The organism is Limnohabitans sp. JirII-31 (genome assembly GCF_002778315.1).
Taxonomy (GTDB): Bacteria; Pseudomonadota; Gammaproteobacteria; order Burkholderiales; family Burkholderiaceae_C; genus Limnohabitans.
On the sequence record NZ_NESA01000005.1, the window covers coordinates 124,860 to 141,410 of the forward strand.

Consider the following 16,551-nt stretch of genomic DNA (forward strand, 5'->3'; position numbering starts at 1 on the left):
GGGTGTGTGTTGAGGCTTGGCGTCAGACGCTCAGGTAGTTGCGGCGAATTTCGTCGTCTTCTACCAGCGCAGCCATGGCGGCCTCGTGGCGAATCTGCCCTTTTTCCAACACGTAGGCGCGGTCCGACACCCACTGCGCAAAGTGCAGGTTCTGCTCAGACAGCAAGATGCTCACGCCTTCGGCTTTGAGCGCCAAGATCATGTCGGCCATTTGCTCCACGATCACCGGGGCCACGCCCTCAGACGGCTCGTCCAGCAATACCAGCAAGGGGTTGCCCATCAAGGTGCGTGCCACGGTGAGCATTTGCTGCTCGCCACCGCTCATGCGGCCCCCCGCGCGGTCTTGCATTTCACCGAGGTTGGGAAACAGCTTGAACAGCTTCTCGTGGGTCCAGTAAGGCGCGGGCGTGCCATCGGGGAAATGGCGTGGGGCCTGTCGGCCCACGCTCAGGTTTTCCAGCACCGTGAGTTCGCTGAACACGCGGCGGTCTTCCGGTACAAAGCCCAAACCAAGGCGCGCCACTTGGTAGGGTTCGGCGTGTGAGATGTCGTGGTTCAAAAACCGCACTGCGCCGCTGCGTTTGGGCATGAGCCCCATGATGGCTTTGAGGGTGGTGGACTTGCCCGCGCCGTTGCGACCCATCAGCGCCACCACTTCGCCACGTCCGACGTGCAGGCTGACATCGAACAAAATTTGCGCTGCACCATACCAGGCGTTGAGGCCTTGCGTTTGCAGCAAGGTGTTGGGGCTCGGGTTCATGCCGGTTCTTTCCGTTCAAAGGTTTTGCCGCTGCCAAAGTAAACCTCTTGCACTTTGGGGTGGTCGCGAATGTCTTGCGCCTGGCCTTCGGCAATCAAGCGTCCACGGGCCAGCACGATGATGCGGTCGGCAAAGCCAAACACCACATCCATGCTGTGCTCGGTGAACAACACGGCCATGCCGCGTTGTGTCACCAGCTCACGCGTGAGGGCCATCAATTTGTTGCGTTCGCCCGGCGCCATGCCGGCGGTGGGTTCGTCCATCAACAGCAGGCGCGGTTGGTTGGCCATGGCAATCGCCAGCTCCAGGCGCTTGACGTCGCCATAGGCGAGTTCGCTGCACGGTCGATCGGCTTGTTCGACCAGGCCCACTTGTGCCAGCAGGGCCAAGGCGTCGGCACGGCGGTACAAGGTGGCACGGCGCCACATGGCAAACAAGCGTGCGTCGTCAGACAGCAAGGCCATTTGCACGTTCTCGGCCACGGTGAGGGAGCTGAAGGTTTCGGCGATCTGGAAGGTGCGGCTCACCCCCATCTGCCACACCTCGCGCGGCTTGCGCCCCACCAGGTTGTGACCGCCCAGCGTGATGCTGCCGCTGTCGGGTTGCAACTGGCCGTTGAGCATGTTGAAAGTGGTCGATTTGCCTGCGCCGTTGGGCCCAATCAGGGCCAACAACTCACCGGGTGCGAGGCTGAAGCTGATGTCGTCCACCGCCCGGTTGCCACCAAACGATTTGCCCAGCCCTTGCACTTGAAGCAGGCTCATGTCGTACCCCCTTGTCGCTGCGCGTGTGTGTGGCCACGCTGAAAGCGTGCCTGTAATTTGCTGCTGACAAAACCTGCCAAGCCCTGTGGGAAGACCATCACCAACAGCAAGATGGTGCCGCCCAACACGGCGCGCCAATAGTCGGTGCTGCGTGCGATGGTGTCTTGCAGGCCGGTGAAGGTGATGGCCCCCACCAACGGCCCCACCACGGTTTGCACGCCGCCCAGCAAGACCATGACCAAGCCATCGACCGACTTGGACACACCCAAGGCGTCGGGCGAAATGCTGCCTTTGGAGAAGGCAAACAAAGCGCCCGCCAAACCGGCAAATGCAGCGGCCACCACAAAGCCCGCCCACTGCAAGTGTTTGACGTTCATGCCAATAGCTTCGGCGCGCAGCACCGAGTCCCGGCTGGCGCGCAAGGCATAGCCAAACGGTGCAAACAGCATGCGCCGCAGGGCGTACACGCTCAAGCCGCACAAGGCGAGCGTGAGGTAGTAGTACATGCGCTTGTCGGCCAGCCAGGGGCTGGGCCACACGCCGGTGAGCCCGTTGCTGCCACCGGTGAAGTTGTCCCACTGAAAACAAATCGACCACAAGATTTGGCCAAAGGCCAAGGTCAGCATGGCCAGGTACACGCCCGACAGGCGCACACAAAACCAACCAAACACAGCCGCCGCCACGGCGGTGAGCAGCGGTGCGCACACCAAGGTCAACTCCATGGGCATGTTCGCGCGCAAAGCCAGCAAGGCGGCCACATAAGCCCCCAGCCCAAAGTAAGCTGCGTGACCAAACGAATGCATGCCGGCAGGCCCCATGATGAAGTGCAAGCTGCAGGCAAACAACGCGGCCGTCAGCAGGTCAATCGCCAACACGGTGGTGTAGGGCGACTGCGCGGTCAACAGGGGCAAGGCCCATAACACCAAGCCACACAACACCCAGACCAGCAGTTGACCGCGACCGCCCAAGCGCAGCGGGGCCTCGGCTTCGCCGCCATGGCGTGGCGTGCTTTGGGGTTTGCCCATCAGGCCCCAGGGGCGCACCATCAGCACCACGGCCATCACCAAAAATTCAGCCACCAGGGTGAGCTTGGAAAATGCGAACGACATGCCCCAGAGCTCCACCGTGCCCAGGCCCACGCACAGGGCTTTGATCTCGGCAATCATCAGCGCCGCCACATAGGCCCCCGGAATTGAGCCCATGCCGCCGACCACCACGATCACAAACGCGTCGCCAATGGTCAGCAAGTCCAACCCCAAGTTGGCGGGTTCACGTGGCAGCTGCAAGGCGCCGCCCAAGCCCGCCAGTGCGCAGCCCAGGGCGAACACACTGGTGAACAACCAACGTTGGTGGATGCCCAAAGCGCCCACCATCTCACGGTCTTGGGTGGCGGCACGCACCAAGGTGCCAAAGCGGGTGCGCGTGAGCAGCAACCACAACAGGCCCAACACCACCGGGCCAATGACGATCAACAACAAGTCGTAGCTGGGAAAGCGACGACCCAAAATATCGACCGCACCGGACAAGCCCGGTGCGCGTGGGCCCAACAAATCTTCGGGGCCCCACAGCCACAAGGCCGCGTCTTTGATGACCAGCACCAAGGCAAACGTGGCCAGCAATTGAAACAACTCAGGCGCGCGGTAAATGCGGCGCAACAGCAGCATCTCCACCAAGCCGCCCAGCAGGCCTGAGATGAGCGCGGCCAACAGCAGCAACCACCAAAAGCTCAGCGCCAAACCGATGGAGCGACCCACGTGTTCCACCAGCGAGTACGCGATGTAAATGCCGAGCATGAAAAACGAGCCATGGGCAAAGTTGACGATGCGCGTGACCCCAAAGATCAGCGACAGGCCGGCAGCGACCAAAAACAAAGAGGATGCACCGGCCAAGCCGTTGAGTCCTTGCACCACAAAGCCAGAAAAATCCATGTCTACATTTCCGTGAACATCCGCATGCAGCACCGAGGTGCGCTGCATGCGGACAGGGGCTGCTTAGTCGGCAGCGCGCAGTTTCTTGACTTCGTCGTTGCTCGGCTGGAAGGCCGCGCCGTCGAGGTAACGGTAGTCGACCATCACGCCCTTGCCGTTGTCATTCTTGATGCGACCCACAAAGGCACCCATAGTGGATTGGTGGTCTTGCGCCCGAAAGCTCACTTTGCCAAACGGGCTGGTGAAGCTCAGGTCGCGGAACGACACGGCGAGTTTTTCAGAGTCGGTGCTGCCGGCTTTTTTGATGCCAGCGGCCAGTGCCTGAATCATGCTGTAGCCCACGATCGAACCCAGACGTGGGTAGTCGTTGAACTTGGCCTGGTAAGCACCCAAGAAGGTTTTGTGCTCTGCGGTGTTGATGCCGTTCCAGGGGTAGCCGGTGACGATCCAGCCGTTGGGCGTTTCGTCTTTCAGCGGGTCCAGGTACTCGGGTTCACCGGTCAGCAAGCTCACCACCTCACGGCCTTGGAACAGACCACGCGTGTTGCCTTCGCGCACAAACTTGGTCAAGTCAGCGCCAAACAACACGTTGAAGATGGCATCGGGCTTGGCGTCTGCCAAGGCTTGGGCCACCGCTCCAGCGTCGACCTTGCCCAGTGCTGGCGCTTGTTCGGCCACGAACTCCACATCAGGTTGTGCGGCCTTGAGCAATTGCTTGAAGGTGGCCGCAGCCGATTGGCCGTATTCGTAATTGGGGTACACCACGGCCCAACGCTTTTTCTTGAGCTTGGCGGCTTCGGGCACCAGCATGGCGGCTTGCATGTAGGTGGAGGCGCGCAGACGGAAGGTGTATTTGTTGCCACCTTGCCAAACAATTTTGTCGGTCAGGGGTTCGCCCGCCAGGAAGAAAAATTTCTTTTGCTTGGAGAAGTCGGCCACCGCCAAACCAATGTGCGAGAGGAAGGTGCCACTCAGCACATCCACTTGTTCGCGTGACACCAGCTCTTCAGCGGCACGCACGGCGTCACCGGGGTTGGCGTTGTCGTCGCGGATGACGAGTTGCAGTTTTTTACCGTTCACACCTCCGGCGGCGTTGATTTCGTCAACGGCCAGTTCCATGCCTTTTTTGTACGGTTCCAAGAAGGCGGGCTGGGCCTTGTAGCTGTTGATCTCACCGATCTTGATGACACCTTGTGCCATCGCCGGGGCAAGACCCCAGGCCAAGGCCGCGGCGGCGGCGGCACGGGTCAGGCTGCGAAAACTCTTCATGCTGGCTCCTTTAAAAAACGAAACGTGAACGATAAACGAAACAAATCACTTCACCCTCAGCGCAGGCCGTCTTGGCCCACAATCTCTGACACTTGCAAGCCGCCGATGCGCGGTGCGGGACGACCACTGTCGGTCACCACCACGGCCACCACCATTTCGTTGGCGCGCGGGGCGTCGCTCACGCGGGCTTCCATGGCATCAAAGTGGCTGCGCACAAAGGCGGCGTCTTTGTGGCCCAAGGGCACATCGATGATGGTGCCCAAGGTGCCGCGCTTTTTGGCCGATGGCACCAAGGCGGCGCCATGGCTCACGGCTTTGCGCAGCGGCGCACCCAGTTTGGGGTGCAACACAGCGGCGGCGTGTTCAAGCTCGCCCGCTTCGCCCACGATGGCGGCTTTGCCGTAGCTTTGCGCTTGCTCGGGCGTGATGCCCAAAGCCTGGACGCAACGTTGGCCCAACAGACCGCCCAGCTCTTCGCCGATTTCGATCAGGATGTCGAGGTTGGCGCTGTAGTGGCCCGCGTAGGGGTTGTCGATCACCGCCATCGCCAGGGCGCGGCGTGTGGGTGGGTCAATGGCTTGACCGCCTTCGACATGGGTTTCGTCGACTTGCACGACGATCTTGCGAATGGTGGCTTTCATGGGGTTCATTTCTCCTATCAGGCTAAGCAGGCTTCGTGCCCGGCGACTTCGATCTGGCCTTGGCAACACAACAAGGCGGCGTGTATCAAACCTTGGGCTTGCAACTGGTGGGCATAGCGTTGACCACGTGTCAAGGCCTGGCTAATTTGGCAGGCACTGAGTGGCGGCACATCCACCGTGACCCAGCGTGTGCCCAGGTCGGCGTCGTCACGCAACTGATTCGCAGGCTGGCGCACGATGCGTGGGTCGTCCACGTTGACGGCGTTGGCAATCAAGGTGGCGGCGGCGTCGGCTTGTGCGGCGGTGGCGGCCAACACGGTCACGCTGTCGGCAATGCCGAGCGACTGGCTGCGGCCGCGCCAACCGCTGGTGGCGATGCCACGCACGGGCATGTCGGCGCTGATGTGCAGCGCGCCATCGAGCACCCAGTCACTCAGCGGCGACTCACCCCAAGCGCGTGCGATGTCGCTCACCAAACCAATGCGCACTGAAGTACCTGGCGTCAAATGCAAGGCAATGTCACCGCCGTTGTTGACCCAAGCGCGTGCAATGCCTGCGCGTTGGTAGCTGGCCAGCACCGCTTGCGCCACGGCCCCGGCGACGGCCGCCATGGCCGTGATGAAGCCGTCGGGGTGTGTGGGGCAGGGAGCGGCCAGTGGCGCACAGGCTTGCCACATGCTGCGCGCAATGGCACCGCGCAGGAGATTGTGTGCACGCGCTGGCACGGCTTGGCGCAGCTGGGGCAACTCTTGCACCAAGCTGGGCAGCATGGGTTGAAACGCGGCCCACGCGGCCTCGTGCGCGGCTTGCACGCAAGCGGCGTCACCGTCGGCCTGAATCACCAAGTCGATCGGGCCGTGCTGGAAATGCCAGCGTTGCGGGTCCAGGGCTTGGCGATGGGCTTGCATGGGTGGGTCAGCCCAACATCGGGGGTGTGTCCAGCGGCCAAGGGCTGTCGCTGGCGGGTGGTGCCACCCAACGCAGTTGTGTGGGTGCGCCGTCGTTGTGCCAAGCGCCGTGGCGCAGCGTGTCGTCCAGGCTGCGCACAAAGCCCATGTGACCGCCCAAGGCTTGGTAGTCACTCAAGCGCATGGTGAACTCAATGGGCGCCACGATGGCCGGTGTGGGCACGGTGCCAAAGCTGCCGCGAGGCATGCGCAGCACGTCCACCATCAAGGTGATGCCGCCGCCCGGCCATACATAAGACGGTGCGCCGCCGCAGGTGACATTGACCAGTGCGCGTTTGATGGCGCGTGTCAGTTGCACCGGGTTGTCGGTCACGCCCGCGCGCAAGCTGCCGCCCGCGCCGCCCAGGAACAGCACCGACACGAGCGAGGGTTCGCAGTTTTCGCCAATGCGTTCGACCACGCGACGCACGGCTTCGGGCATGTCGGCCACTTGGGGTTGCAATTGTTCATCCAGCACATACCACGCCGCGTGTTCGCCCGTGGTCGAGGTCATCAACAAGCGCAGCCCAGGGCGTGCCACCTCGGGGTCCCAGCTGTCCAAGATGGACAACGGGTCTTCGATGTCGGTGCCACCCCAGCCGGTGCCCGGATTGGCCACCTGAAAGTAACGACCCGGCGTGGACTTGCGCCCTTTGATGCGGATGCCGCTGGGTGGAATGTGCAGGCAACGCCCGGCTTGGTGCTCGCTGAGCACACCGGTGATGTGGTCGTCCACGACCACCACCTCGTCGCACAGGCCCAGCCATTGCTGGGCAAAGATGCCAATGGCGGCTGAGCCGCAGCCCACGCGCATGCGTTGCTCGGTCACACCGTTGACGATGGGCGCTTGGCCTGCTTGCAACACCACGGTGGCACCGCCGTCGATGGACACTTCCACCGCCTCGTGGTTGCCCAGGGCCTGCATCAGGTTCATGGTGACGCGGCCTTCTTTTTTGCTGCCACCGGTCAGGTGGTGCACGCCGCCCAGGCTGAGCATTTGTGAGCCGTATTCGGCCGTGGTGACGTGGCCCACCACTTCGCCCTTGCACAGCACAGAGGCTTGTTCGGGGCCGAGGTAGCGGTCGGTGTCGATCTTCACTTTCAAGCTGCAGTAGCTGAAGATGCCTTCTGTCACCACCGTCACCATGTCCACCCCGCGCGATTGCGAGGCCACGATGAAGGGGGCGGGTTTGTAGTCGGGGTAGGTGGTGGAAGACCCAATGCCGGTGACAAACACGCCACGCGAAGCGCTGGCGGCTTGGTCTTTGGCATCGACCTTCAGGTCGCTGCGTGGCGTTAACGCTTCGGTGTCAGGCTCGGGCGTGGTGCCTTGGTGCAACAGCACCACCGGATCGAGGCGCACCAACACGCCGTTGCGGTTGGCATAGCGGTCACACGCGCCGACGCGTCCGTCAGAGATTTGGCACAAGACGGGACAGGCATTGCACTCGACCTTGTTGCCGGCCATTTGCTCGTTGCGCGGTGTTGCGCGCTCCAGTCCCCAGTTGGGAGAAGCATCGTCGGGGCCTGGCAGGCCATCGCCTTTGGTGTGCGTCGTCATGTTGTACAGCCCAATGTTTTTGTGTAGTATTCACCACAACTTGATGTTGCAAACACTACATGAAATCGCAATATAGAGCATTCAACGTCGCTCAGCAAGAGGGACATTCACGACAGACGTTTCTTTTTTTAACCTTTGGGCCCAACCCATGAGTGCATTCCACGAAGAAGAAGTGTTGACGGTTCACCACTGGACCGACCGCTTGTTCAGCTTCACCACCACGCGCGACACCGCGCTGCGTTTCTCCAACGGCCACTTCACCATGATCGGCCTGCGCGTCAACAACAAACCCCTGCTGCGCGCCTACAGCATCGTCAGCCCCAACTACGAAGAGCACCTGGAGTTCTTGAGCATCAAGGTGCCAGACGGCCCCCTCACCTCACGCCTGCAACACATCCAGGTGGGCGACAAAATCATCGTCGGACGCAAGCCCACCGGCACGCTGCTCATTGACTATTTGTTGCCCGGAAAAAATCTGTACCTGCTCTCCACCGGCACCGGCATGGCACCGTTTCTGAGCGTGATCCGTGACCCTGACACGTATGAGCGTTTTGACAAAGTGATCCTGGTACACGGCGTGCGCGAGGTCAAAGAGCTGGCCTACCACGACTACCTCACGCACGAGTTGCCCCAGCACGAGTTCTTGGGCGAGATGGTGCGTGAGAAATTTCTGTACTACCCGACCGTCACGCGTGAACCATTCAAAAATCAGGGCCGTCTGACCGACGCCATCGAGAGCGGTAAGTTGTTCAGCGACCTGGGGCTGCCGGCCTTCAATCCCGCCGATGACCGGGTGATGATTTGTGGCAGCCCACAAATGCTCAAGGATTTGAAGCACATGCTCGAAACGCGTGGCTTCAAAGAGGGCAACACCACCAAACCGGGCGACTTTGTGATCGAGCGCGCGTTCGCCGAGCAGTGACCATGGCCAGCACGCGCACCCCAGCCACACCTGCGCCCAAGCGCGCCGTGACGGGCGTGCGTTTGGCTAAGCGTGTGGCCCCGCAGCGTAAAACGGGCGTGCGCGAGTTGTCGGCTCAGGCCACGCGTGAGAGCATTTTGAAAGCAGCCACGCGGGTGTTTGCCAAATACGGTTTCGATGGCGGTAGCGTGGAGAAAATTTCCAAAGCGGCCAAGTCGGTGGACCGCATGCTGTACTACTACTTCGGCAACAAAGAGGGTTTGTTCATCGAGGTGATCGAAGACATTTACCGCCGCATGAACGAGGCCGAGTCGCAACTCGATCTCAACACCGACGAGCCTGTGCAGGCGCTCAAAGACGTGATCGCCTTTGTGCTGAATTACTACCGTCGCAACCCCGAGTTTGTGACGCTGCTCAACACCGAGAACTTGCACTTGGGGCGTCACATCACCAAGTCAGACCGGGCCGCGCAGTACTCGTCGCCTGCGATTGATGTGATCCGACGCATCTTGGAGACCGGGGTGCGCAAAAAACTATTTCGTCAAGACTTGGTGGCGCGCGATGTGTATTTGCTCATTGTGTCTACCGGGTATTTCTTCATGTCCAACCGCTACACCTTGTCGGCCTTCATGGGCGAAGATTTGCAAACGCCCGAGGCGGTGCAGCATTGGCAAGACTTCGTGACCGACACGGTGCTACGCACGGTGAAGCGGTGAATTTCCACGTTCTAACCCTTTGATTGGAGAACCCCATGGCCACCGCCGCTGTTGAAGAAAAATCTGGCAAAGTTGTTTTGCGCAATATCGGGCTGCTGCTCTCGGGCGACATCGACCATCCGATCTTGGACGCCGACACCATCGTGATCCATGATGGCCTGATCACCGCGGTTGGGCGTGAAAAAGACTGCGATATCTCCGAGGCCAAGACCACCATCGATGTGCGCCAGACCTGCGTGGCCCCGGGCTTGATCGACAGCCACGTGCACCCGGTGTTTGGTGATTGGACGCCACGGCAAAACCAAATCGGCTGGATTGACTCCACCATGCATGGCGGCGTGACCACCATGATTTCTGCGGGTGAAGTGCACTTGCCTGGCCGCCCCAAAGACATCGTGGGTTTGAAAGCCCTGGCCATCACCGCGCAACGTGCGTTTGACAACTTCCGCCCCGGCGGCGTGAAGGTGATTGCGGGTGCCCCCATCATCGAAAAAGGCATGACCGAACATGATTTTCAGGAACTCGCCGCTGCCGGCGTGACGCTGCTGGGCGAGGTGGGTTTGGGCTCGGTGAAGGCGGGCTACGAAGCCAAAGAGATGGTGGCCTGGGCGCGCAAGTACGGCATCCAAAGCACCATCCACACCGGGGGGCCGTCAATCCCGGGCTCGGGCTTGATCGACAAAGACGTGGTGCTCGAAGCCGATGCCGACGTGATTGGTCACATCAACGGTGGTCACACCTCGTTGCCTGAGGCGCATGTGTGTGAGTTGTGCGAAAAGTCGAGCCGTGCGATTGAAATCGTGCACAACGGCAACGAGCGCGTGGCCATTGCCGCTGCCAAAGCTGCGCTGGAGCTGAAGTGCCCGCACCGCGTGATCTTGGGCACCGACGGACCTGCGGGCTCAGGCGTTCAACCCTTGGGCATGCTGCGCATGGTGGCTTTGCTCTCCAGCCTGGCCAACATCCCGGCCGAGTTGGTGTTTTGTTTTGCCACCGGCAACACCGCACGCATTCGCAACTTGAACTGTGGCTTGATCGAGGTGGGTCGTGCTGCCGACTTTGTGTTCATGGACCGTGCCCAGCACACCGCTGGCAAAACCTTACTTGAGAGCGTGCAGCTGGGTGACATTCCTGGCATTGGCATGGTGATGATCGACGGCTTGGTGCGTTGCACCCGCAGCCGCAACACACCGCCTGCCACCGAGGTGCCAGTGGTGGTGCACTGAATGTCTGTGCTAGTCTGCGCGGGTGTCACAGCCCAACCGTCACCTCGTGCCCAAACTTGAAATTCGCTGGCCAGGCGTGGCCATCTGGCTGAGCGCATGGGCGTTGCTGTGGGCCTGCGATGGCGTGCTCAATTTGGGCAACTTGGCCTTGTTGCTGGTCTTGGCCAGTGCCATGGCGAGCATGTGGTTGTCGGCCACGGCCTCGGTGGTGCTCAGTGCGTTGTCGGTGCTGGGCTTCAACTGGTGGTTTGTGCCACCGCGCTTCACCTTCCATGTGCATTTGCACCAAGACTTGCTGCTGCTGGTCACGATGTTGGGCGTGAGTGTGATGGTGAGTTATCTGATGGCACGTTTGCGCTTGGCCGCCGAACGAGAGAGCCAGCATGCACAGTCGGCCCAACAGCTGCGGGCTTTGAGCGAACAGTTTCGAGAAGGCTTGGATTTATCAGCGCAAGGCCGCCTGTTGCAGTCGGTGCTTCAGACGAGTGTGCAGGGCACAGTGTCGGTGTTGCTGCTGCGAGAGCCAAACGCACTGAACACCCAAGCTGCTGCGAGCAGCTTGATAGGGCACCCCGACGCACAAGACACACAAGGCTTGTGGGCTTGTGTGAAGCAGTTTGCGGCCATGGGGCCGGGGACGGGGCGTTACGAAAACCAGGGCACCTTGTTTTTGCCGTTGCGCGGCCCATCGTGTGCCTGGGGTGCGGTGGCTCTTCACGATGTGTCTTCTTTGTCGTTGAGCGCGTTCACACGCCACACGGCGCAGCAGATGTGCGATGTGTTGGGGCTAGAGATCGAGCGCGCCCACACCTTGCAACTGGCACAGCACGCCAAAGAAGAGGCGCAGAGCCAGAGCTTGCGCAACACCTTGTTGACGTCGATCTCTCATGACTACCGAACACCCTTGGCCAACCTCATGGGGGCGGCGTCCGCCATTCACGACCAGGGCGCGCTCTTGAGTGCGCAGCAGATCACCGACCTCGCGCACACCGTGCTGCTGGAGGCACAACACCTCAACCGCATGACCACCAACACCTTGCAGCTGGCACGCCTGGACGCGGCCCCATGGCAAGTGCACAAAGACTGGGAGTCCCTGCAAGAGGTGGTGGGTGCGGTGCTGTCCAAAACGCGTCTGCGCTATCCGCAGCGCCAGATCGACGTGGTGTTGCCCGCGGGCTTGCCGCTGATTTTTTGCGATGCCATGCTGCTGGTGCAGCTGCTGGATAACTTGGTGGAAAACGCCATCAAATACAGCCCTGACGAGTCCTTGATCCAGCTCCACGCACAACGGCAAGGCGACACCATCGAGGTGCGGGTGATCGACCAAGGGCCTGGCATTCCCGATGCCTGGAAAGACAAAGTGTTTCAAGCGTTTGAGCGCATACATCCGCAGGCGGCGCAAGCCGACGCCTCGGACGAGACGCAGTTGCGCCGTGGCGTGGGGGTGGGGCTGGCGGTGTGCCAAGCCATTGCCAAAGTGCATGGCGCCAAGATTTGGATTCAAGACACGCAGCCCCATGGCGCAACGGTGTGCGTGGCATGGCCCGTGGACGTGCAGCCTGAAATGAATAGCCCAAGCTCGGAGGTTTGACGGACATGGCTTTGCGTGTGCTGTTGGTAGAAGATGACCGTGAACTGCGTCGCACCTTGCGCGATGCGTTGATGGTGGAAGGCTATGAGGTGGTGCTCAGTGGCAGCGCTGCTGACGCTGCCGCCGTGTTGCGGCACACCATGCCGTCGCACACGCCGCTGGATTTGTTGATTTTGGATTTGGGCTTGCCCGATGGCGACGGGGCTGAGGTGTTGCACGCGGTGCGCGCGCAGTATGACGTGCCGGTCCTGATCATTTCGGCCCGGCACGACGATGACAACAAGGTGCATTTGCTCGATGCGGGCGCGGACGATTACTTGGTCAAGCCCTTCAGCATCAGTGAGTTGCTGGCCCGCATGCGCGTGACCTTGCGCCACCGCGGAACCGCCGTGCAGGCCCCTCAAACACATTACCGCCGGGGTGACCTCGCGGTGGACTTGGCCAAGCACGAGGTGCGCATGGGCGTCCAGGCGGTCCATCTGACACCGACCGAGTTCAATCTGCTGGCGCGCTTGGTGCGGCAAGCGGGGCAGGTGGTGACGCATCGCCAGTTGCTGTTGGATGTCTGGGGTGCGGAGTACGTGGCGCACACCCACTACTTGCGCTTGTACATGGGGCAGTTGCGGGCCAAGTTAGAACACAACCCGACAGAGCCACAGATGTTGTTGACCGAACCCGGTGTGGGCTATCGTTTGAGCGAGCCGGATTAAGCGCTTGCGGATACTTATGCGTTCCTAACGCGAACTTCGGCAAGCTCGGGGCACTTCATACAGGAGAGCCCATGTCAGTTGCAGCGATAGATTCAGGCAACCCCTCGGCCCACATCAAACGCCAGTCCACAGCGGCCTTGACCTTGGCTGCCATTGGCGTGGTGTATGGCGACATTGGCACCAGCCCGTTGTACACCGTCAAAGAAGTGTTTTTGCCAGCCACGGGTGTGGCCATGACGCCTGAAAACCTGATCGGTGCTGTCTCCACCATCTTCTGGGCTTTGATGCTCATCGTCACACTCAAGTACGTGCTGCTGATTTTGCGTGCGGACAACCGGGGCGAGGGAGGTGCTTTGGCATTGACCGCGCTGGCCGCCCATGCCGTCAAGGACCGCCCTGCGTTGCGCCGTTTCTTGTTGCTGTTGGGCTTGTTTGGCGCCACTTTGTTTTATGGCGACAGTGTGATCACGCCCGCGATTTCGGTGATCGGCGCTGTCGAAGGCCTGGAGATGGTCACCCCCGTGTTGCAGCCGTATGTCGTGCCCATTGCGGTGGTGGTGCTGGTGCTGTTGTTTGTCATGCAACGTTGGGGCACGCAACGGGTGGGCAAGTTTTTTGGTCCCATCATCGTGGTGTGGTTCACAGTGCTCGGAGCCACAGGGGTGGTGCAGATTGCGCAAGAGCCCAGCATTTTGCAAGCGCTCAACCCCTGGCATGCGGCCACTTTTTTGTGGGACCGTGGGCCGTTGATTTTGGCGGCGGTGGGTGCCGTGGTGCTGGCCTTGACCGGCGCTGAAGCGCTGTATGCGGACATGGGGCACTTTGGCCGCAAACCCATTCAGTGGGCATGGATGACATTGGTGTTGCCCGGTTTGGCCTTGCACTACATGGGGCAAGGTGCGTTGCTGATGCGCGATGCCAGCGCGATTGAAAACCCCTTCTTTCGCATGTTTCCAGAGGCTTGGTTGATTCCTGCTGTGGTGTTGGCCACGGTGGCGGCCGTGATTGCTTCGCAGGCCGTGATTTCGGGTGCGTATTCCATGACCAAGCAGGCCATTTTGTTGGGCTTTTTGCCACGCATGGACATCAAGTACACCTCTGAGCAAGAGGTGGGTCAAATTTACATGCCCGCCGTCAACTGGATTTTGTTGGTGGGCGTGGTGGCCGCTGTGCTGGCGTTCAAAAGCTCATCCGCTTTGGCCGGTGCCTATGGCATTGCCGTGACCTTGACCATGGTGATCACCACCACCATGACCTTTTTTGTGGTGCGTGACGCCTGGAAGATGTCTTTGCCTCTGGCGTTGACCGCAACCTTGTTTTTTCTCAGCATCGATGTGTTTTTGTTTGCGGGCTGCATCATCAAATTCTTTGATGGGGGGTGGTTCCCTCTGGTCATGGGCTTGACCTTGTATGTGGTGATGACCACCTGGTCACGCGGTCGTGAGTTGGTGGTCGAGACCATCCGTCGCGACGGGCTGGATATGCAGTCGTTCATCCAGCACATCGATTCCGGGTCCACCCACTTGGTCCAACGCACGGCGGTCTATGCGGTGGCCAATCCAGAAACCGTGCCGCAAGCGTTGCTGCACAACATGAAGCACAACCAGGTGCTGCACGAAAAGAACGTCATCTTGACGGTTCGCTTTGACGAGGTGCCTTGGGTGTCGGTCAATCAGCGTGTGAAGGTCGAGCGTTTGAGCGAGCACTTCTGGCAAGTGGTGGTGGTGTTTGGTTTCATGAACACGCCCGATGTGCCCAAAGCCTTGCTGCAATGCCAAGCCTTGGGCCTGGAGATTCCCGTCTTTGAAACCACCTACTTCTTGAGCCGAGAAACCGTGGTGTCTACCCCGGGCAGCGGCATGGCGCAATGGCGAGAAAAGATGTTTGCCGCCATGACGCGCAATGCAGGCGGTGTGGTGGAATTTTTCCACTTGCCCGACAACTCGGTGGTGGAGCTGGGCACACGGGTGCAAATATGAACCACACCACCTTGCCCATCACCATCAAACTCACTGGCAAAGATGGGTTGGACCCCAGGGCTTCTGCGTTGCTGGCGATGCAAGCCTCACATTTCAATTGCGACATCACCTTGGCTTGCCATGGACATGTGGTGAATGCCAAGTCGATCGTTGAGGTGATGGCCTTAGGTGCCATGCAGGATGACTTGGTGGCCCTGTCTGCCGAAGGTGAGCAGGCACAGCAAGCGGTGAACGCCTTGATTGCCGTGATTCAGCGTGCTTAGCGGGTCGGTGGGTGGCGCAGTTGCAGCCACGAATGCACGGGCCAGGGCTCACGCGCCTGCGGCATCTCGCCACCAAACACCACGCAGCCGCTGAGCAGCACGTGCGGGTGGTGTGCATCGAAGCGTTTGAGGCCTTTGAAGTAGTCGGGGTTGACGGTGCCACCGGCTTTGATCTCAATGGCGTGCAGTTGTCGCCCTACGGGCATGAGCAAGTCCACCTCGTTGCCTTCCGAGTCTCGGTAGAAATACAGCGCGCTGTTTTCGCCTTGGTTGAAACGGTCTTTCAAGGCTTCGGCCACGACAAAATTTTCAAACAACGCACCCCACAGCGGGTCACGTTGCACCTGCTCCGGCGTGCGCAAACCCAAAAGCCAGCAGGCCAAGCCGGTGTCGTAAAAATAAAGTTTGGGCGTTTTGATCAAGCGCTTGCCCGTGTTCACAAACCAAGGGGGCAGCAAATGAACAATGAAACTGCTTTGCAGCAAATCTATCCAGGCGCGTGCCGTGGGTTGCGATACGCCCGCGTCATTGGCCAAGCTGTTGAGGTTGAGCAGCTGCCCGGTGCGTCCTGCGCACAAACGCACAAAGTGCTCGAACAAGCGCAGGTCTTGCACGGCAGCGAGTTGCCGTAAATCGCGCTCAACATAGGTGGCGAAGTAGTCGCCCATGGCCTGTGAGGCTTGCAGATTTTGGTCGTGTACACGTGGGTAAAACCCGTTCAGCAAACACGAGGGCAGCGCCAGTGGCGCTTGCGAATCGATGGGGCGAAGCGACTCTAGTTCAGACAGCGTCAATGGCAACAACCGCAGCAACGCCGTGCGCCCCGCCAATGATTGGCTGACTTGCGTCATCAACTCAAACTGCTGACTGCCCGTGAGAATGAACTGCCCGGCCTCAGGATGGTTGTCCACCATCGATTGCAAGTAAGAGGGCAGCTCTGGCGCGCGTTGAATTTCGTCAAAAACTGCGCCGCCCTTGTAGGCAGACAAAAAGCTGCGCGGGTCTTCGGTGGCAAAGCGGCGTACATCGGGGTCTTCCAGCGACACATAGGGCTTGTCTGGAAACACCATGCGTGCCAGCGTGGTCTTGCCGCTTTGGCGTGGCCCCACCAGCGTGACGATGGGGTACTGCCCAGCCAACTGGCGAAGAAGGGCTTCAATGTTGCGCCTGATCATGCGCAGAAGTTTAGCAAAAACCTGTTAATTCAAAATCAAACTTTGAATTAACAGGTTTTTGGGTGGCTGAGCCGAGCCACCCAACGTGTTGCAGCGTGC

15 protein-coding genes are annotated in these 16,551 nt (G+C 60.3%); 7 read left to right on the forward strand and 8 right to left on the reverse strand.

Annotation, left to right across the window (positions count from 1 at the left end):
- Positions 1-22: 22 nt before the first annotated feature.
- The 7 genes from B9Z41_RS08300 to B9Z41_RS08330 form a co-directional block, all read right to left on the reverse strand.
- Positions 23-760, reverse strand: a complete 738-nt coding sequence (locus B9Z41_RS08300) for an ABC transporter ATP-binding protein (RefSeq protein ID WP_100146591.1) — start codon at positions 758-760, stop codon at positions 23-25.
- Positions 757-1,524: an ABC transporter ATP-binding protein gene (locus B9Z41_RS08305; protein WP_100146592.1), complete on the reverse strand. Its 768-nt coding sequence runs from the start codon at positions 1,522-1,524 to the stop codon at positions 757-759. Before B9Z41_RS08305 ends, B9Z41_RS08300 begins: the two co-directional genes overlap by 4 nt.
- Positions 1,521-3,452, reverse strand: coding sequence for an ABC transporter permease (locus tag B9Z41_RS08310; protein WP_100146593.1), 1,932 nt, complete (start codon positions 3,450-3,452; stop codon positions 1,521-1,523). Before B9Z41_RS08310 ends, B9Z41_RS08305 begins: the two co-directional genes overlap by 4 nt.
- A 63-nt stretch (positions 3,453-3,515) precedes the next feature.
- A complete protein-coding gene (locus tag B9Z41_RS08315) occupies positions 3,516-4,721 on the reverse strand; it encodes an ABC transporter substrate-binding protein (protein WP_100146594.1) in 1,206 nt (401 codons plus the stop codon).
- Between the two features lie 56 nt (positions 4,722-4,777).
- Positions 4,778-5,362 carry an amino acid synthesis family protein gene (locus B9Z41_RS08320; protein WP_100146695.1) on the reverse strand — a complete coding sequence of 195 codons (585 nt, stop codon included), beginning with the start codon at positions 5,360-5,362 and terminating at the stop codon, positions 4,778-4,780.
- A gap of 17 nt (positions 5,363-5,379) precedes the next feature.
- On the reverse strand, positions 5,380-6,270 hold the full coding sequence (locus tag B9Z41_RS08325; protein WP_100146595.1) for a UPF0280 family protein: 891 nt from the start codon (positions 6,268-6,270) through the stop codon (positions 5,380-5,382).
- A gap of 7 nt (positions 6,271-6,277) precedes the next feature.
- On the reverse strand, positions 6,278-7,870 hold the full coding sequence (locus B9Z41_RS08330; protein ID WP_100146596.1) for a 6-hydroxynicotinate reductase: 1,593 nt from the start codon (positions 7,868-7,870) through the stop codon (positions 6,278-6,280).
- Between the two features lie 148 nt (positions 7,871-8,018).
- Between B9Z41_RS08330 and B9Z41_RS08335 the strand changes: the two genes are divergently transcribed.
- From B9Z41_RS08335 to B9Z41_RS08365, 7 genes are all read left to right on the forward strand, one after another.
- Entirely contained in the window at positions 8,019-8,792 is a 774-nt protein-coding gene (locus B9Z41_RS08335; protein ID WP_100146597.1) for a ferredoxin--NADP reductase, read from the forward strand.
- Between the two features lie 2 nt (positions 8,793-8,794).
- Positions 8,795-9,508 carry a TetR/AcrR family transcriptional regulator gene (locus B9Z41_RS08340; protein ID WP_100146598.1) on the forward strand — a complete coding sequence of 238 codons (714 nt, stop codon included), beginning with the start codon at positions 8,795-8,797 and terminating at the stop codon, positions 9,506-9,508.
- 35 nt (positions 9,509-9,543) lie between these two features.
- Entirely contained in the window at positions 9,544-10,734 is a 1,191-nt protein-coding gene (locus B9Z41_RS08345; RefSeq protein WP_100146599.1) for an amidohydrolase family protein, read from the forward strand.
- A gap of 46 nt (positions 10,735-10,780) precedes the next feature.
- Positions 10,781-12,325 carry an ATP-binding protein gene (locus tag B9Z41_RS08350; protein ID WP_158236152.1) on the forward strand — a complete coding sequence of 515 codons (1,545 nt, stop codon included), beginning with the start codon at positions 10,781-10,783 and terminating at the stop codon, positions 12,323-12,325.
- Positions 12,322-13,035 carry a response regulator gene (locus B9Z41_RS08355; RefSeq protein WP_199172958.1) on the forward strand — a complete coding sequence of 238 codons (714 nt, stop codon included), beginning with the start codon at positions 12,322-12,324 and terminating at the stop codon, positions 13,033-13,035. Before B9Z41_RS08350 ends, B9Z41_RS08355 begins: the two co-directional genes overlap by 4 nt.
- A 71-nt stretch (positions 13,036-13,106) precedes the next feature.
- Positions 13,107-15,014 (forward strand): potassium transporter Kup, encoded by a 1,908-nt coding sequence (locus B9Z41_RS08360; protein WP_100146602.1) that lies wholly within the window; start codon positions 13,107-13,109, stop codon positions 15,012-15,014.
- Positions 15,011-15,277 carry an HPr family phosphocarrier protein gene (locus B9Z41_RS08365; protein WP_158236153.1) on the forward strand — a complete coding sequence of 89 codons (267 nt, stop codon included), beginning with the start codon at positions 15,011-15,013 and terminating at the stop codon, positions 15,275-15,277. Before B9Z41_RS08360 ends, B9Z41_RS08365 begins: the two co-directional genes overlap by 4 nt.
- Here B9Z41_RS08365 and B9Z41_RS08370 read toward each other — a convergent pair.
- A complete protein-coding gene (locus B9Z41_RS08370; protein WP_100146604.1) occupies positions 15,274-16,452 on the reverse strand; it encodes an ATP-binding protein in 1,179 nt (392 codons plus the stop codon). The two genes, B9Z41_RS08365 and B9Z41_RS08370, sit on opposite strands and share 4 nt — an antisense overlap.
- Between the last annotated feature and the right edge of the window lie 99 nt (positions 16,453-16,551).

What these genes read in the sequence shown, in the direction of transcription:
- B9Z41_RS08330 (WP_100146596.1), bottom strand. Translation starts at nt 7,870, where the DNA reads ATGACGACGCACACCAAAGGCGATGGCCTGCCAGGCCCCGACGATGCT.
- B9Z41_RS08300 (WP_100146591.1), bottom strand. Translation starts at nt 760, where the DNA reads ATGAACCCGAGCCCCAACACCTTGCTGCAAACGCAAGGCCTCAACGCC.
- B9Z41_RS08370 (WP_100146604.1), bottom strand. Translation starts at nt 16,452, where the DNA reads ATGATCAGGCGCAACATTGAAGCCCTTCTTCGCCAGTTGGCTGGGCAG.
- B9Z41_RS08365 (WP_158236153.1), top strand. Translation starts at nt 15,011, where the DNA reads ATGAACCACACCACCTTGCCCATCACCATCAAACTCACTGGCAAAGAT.
- B9Z41_RS08305 (WP_100146592.1), bottom strand. Translation starts at nt 1,524, where the DNA reads ATGAGCCTGCTTCAAGTGCAAGGGCTGGGCAAATCGTTTGGTGGCAAC.
- B9Z41_RS08320 (WP_100146695.1), bottom strand. Translation starts at nt 5,362, where the DNA reads ATGAAAGCCACCATTCGCAAGATCGTCGTGCAAGTCGACGAAACCCAT.
- B9Z41_RS08325 (WP_100146595.1), bottom strand. Translation starts at nt 6,270, where the DNA reads ATGCAAGCCCATCGCCAAGCCCTGGACCCGCAACGCTGGCATTTCCAG.
- B9Z41_RS08360 (WP_100146602.1), top strand. Translation starts at nt 13,107, where the DNA reads ATGTCAGTTGCAGCGATAGATTCAGGCAACCCCTCGGCCCACATCAAA.
- B9Z41_RS08335 (WP_100146597.1), top strand. Translation starts at nt 8,019, where the DNA reads ATGAGTGCATTCCACGAAGAAGAAGTGTTGACGGTTCACCACTGGACC.
- B9Z41_RS08340 (WP_100146598.1), top strand. Translation starts at nt 8,795, where the DNA reads ATGGCCAGCACGCGCACCCCAGCCACACCTGCGCCCAAGCGCGCCGTG.
- B9Z41_RS08310 (WP_100146593.1), bottom strand. Translation starts at nt 3,452, where the DNA reads ATGGATTTTTCTGGCTTTGTGGTGCAAGGACTCAACGGCTTGGCCGGT.
- B9Z41_RS08345 (WP_100146599.1), top strand. Translation starts at nt 9,544, where the DNA reads ATGGCCACCGCCGCTGTTGAAGAAAAATCTGGCAAAGTTGTTTTGCGC.
- B9Z41_RS08315 (WP_100146594.1), bottom strand. Translation starts at nt 4,721, where the DNA reads ATGAAGAGTTTTCGCAGCCTGACCCGTGCCGCCGCCGCCGCGGCCTTG.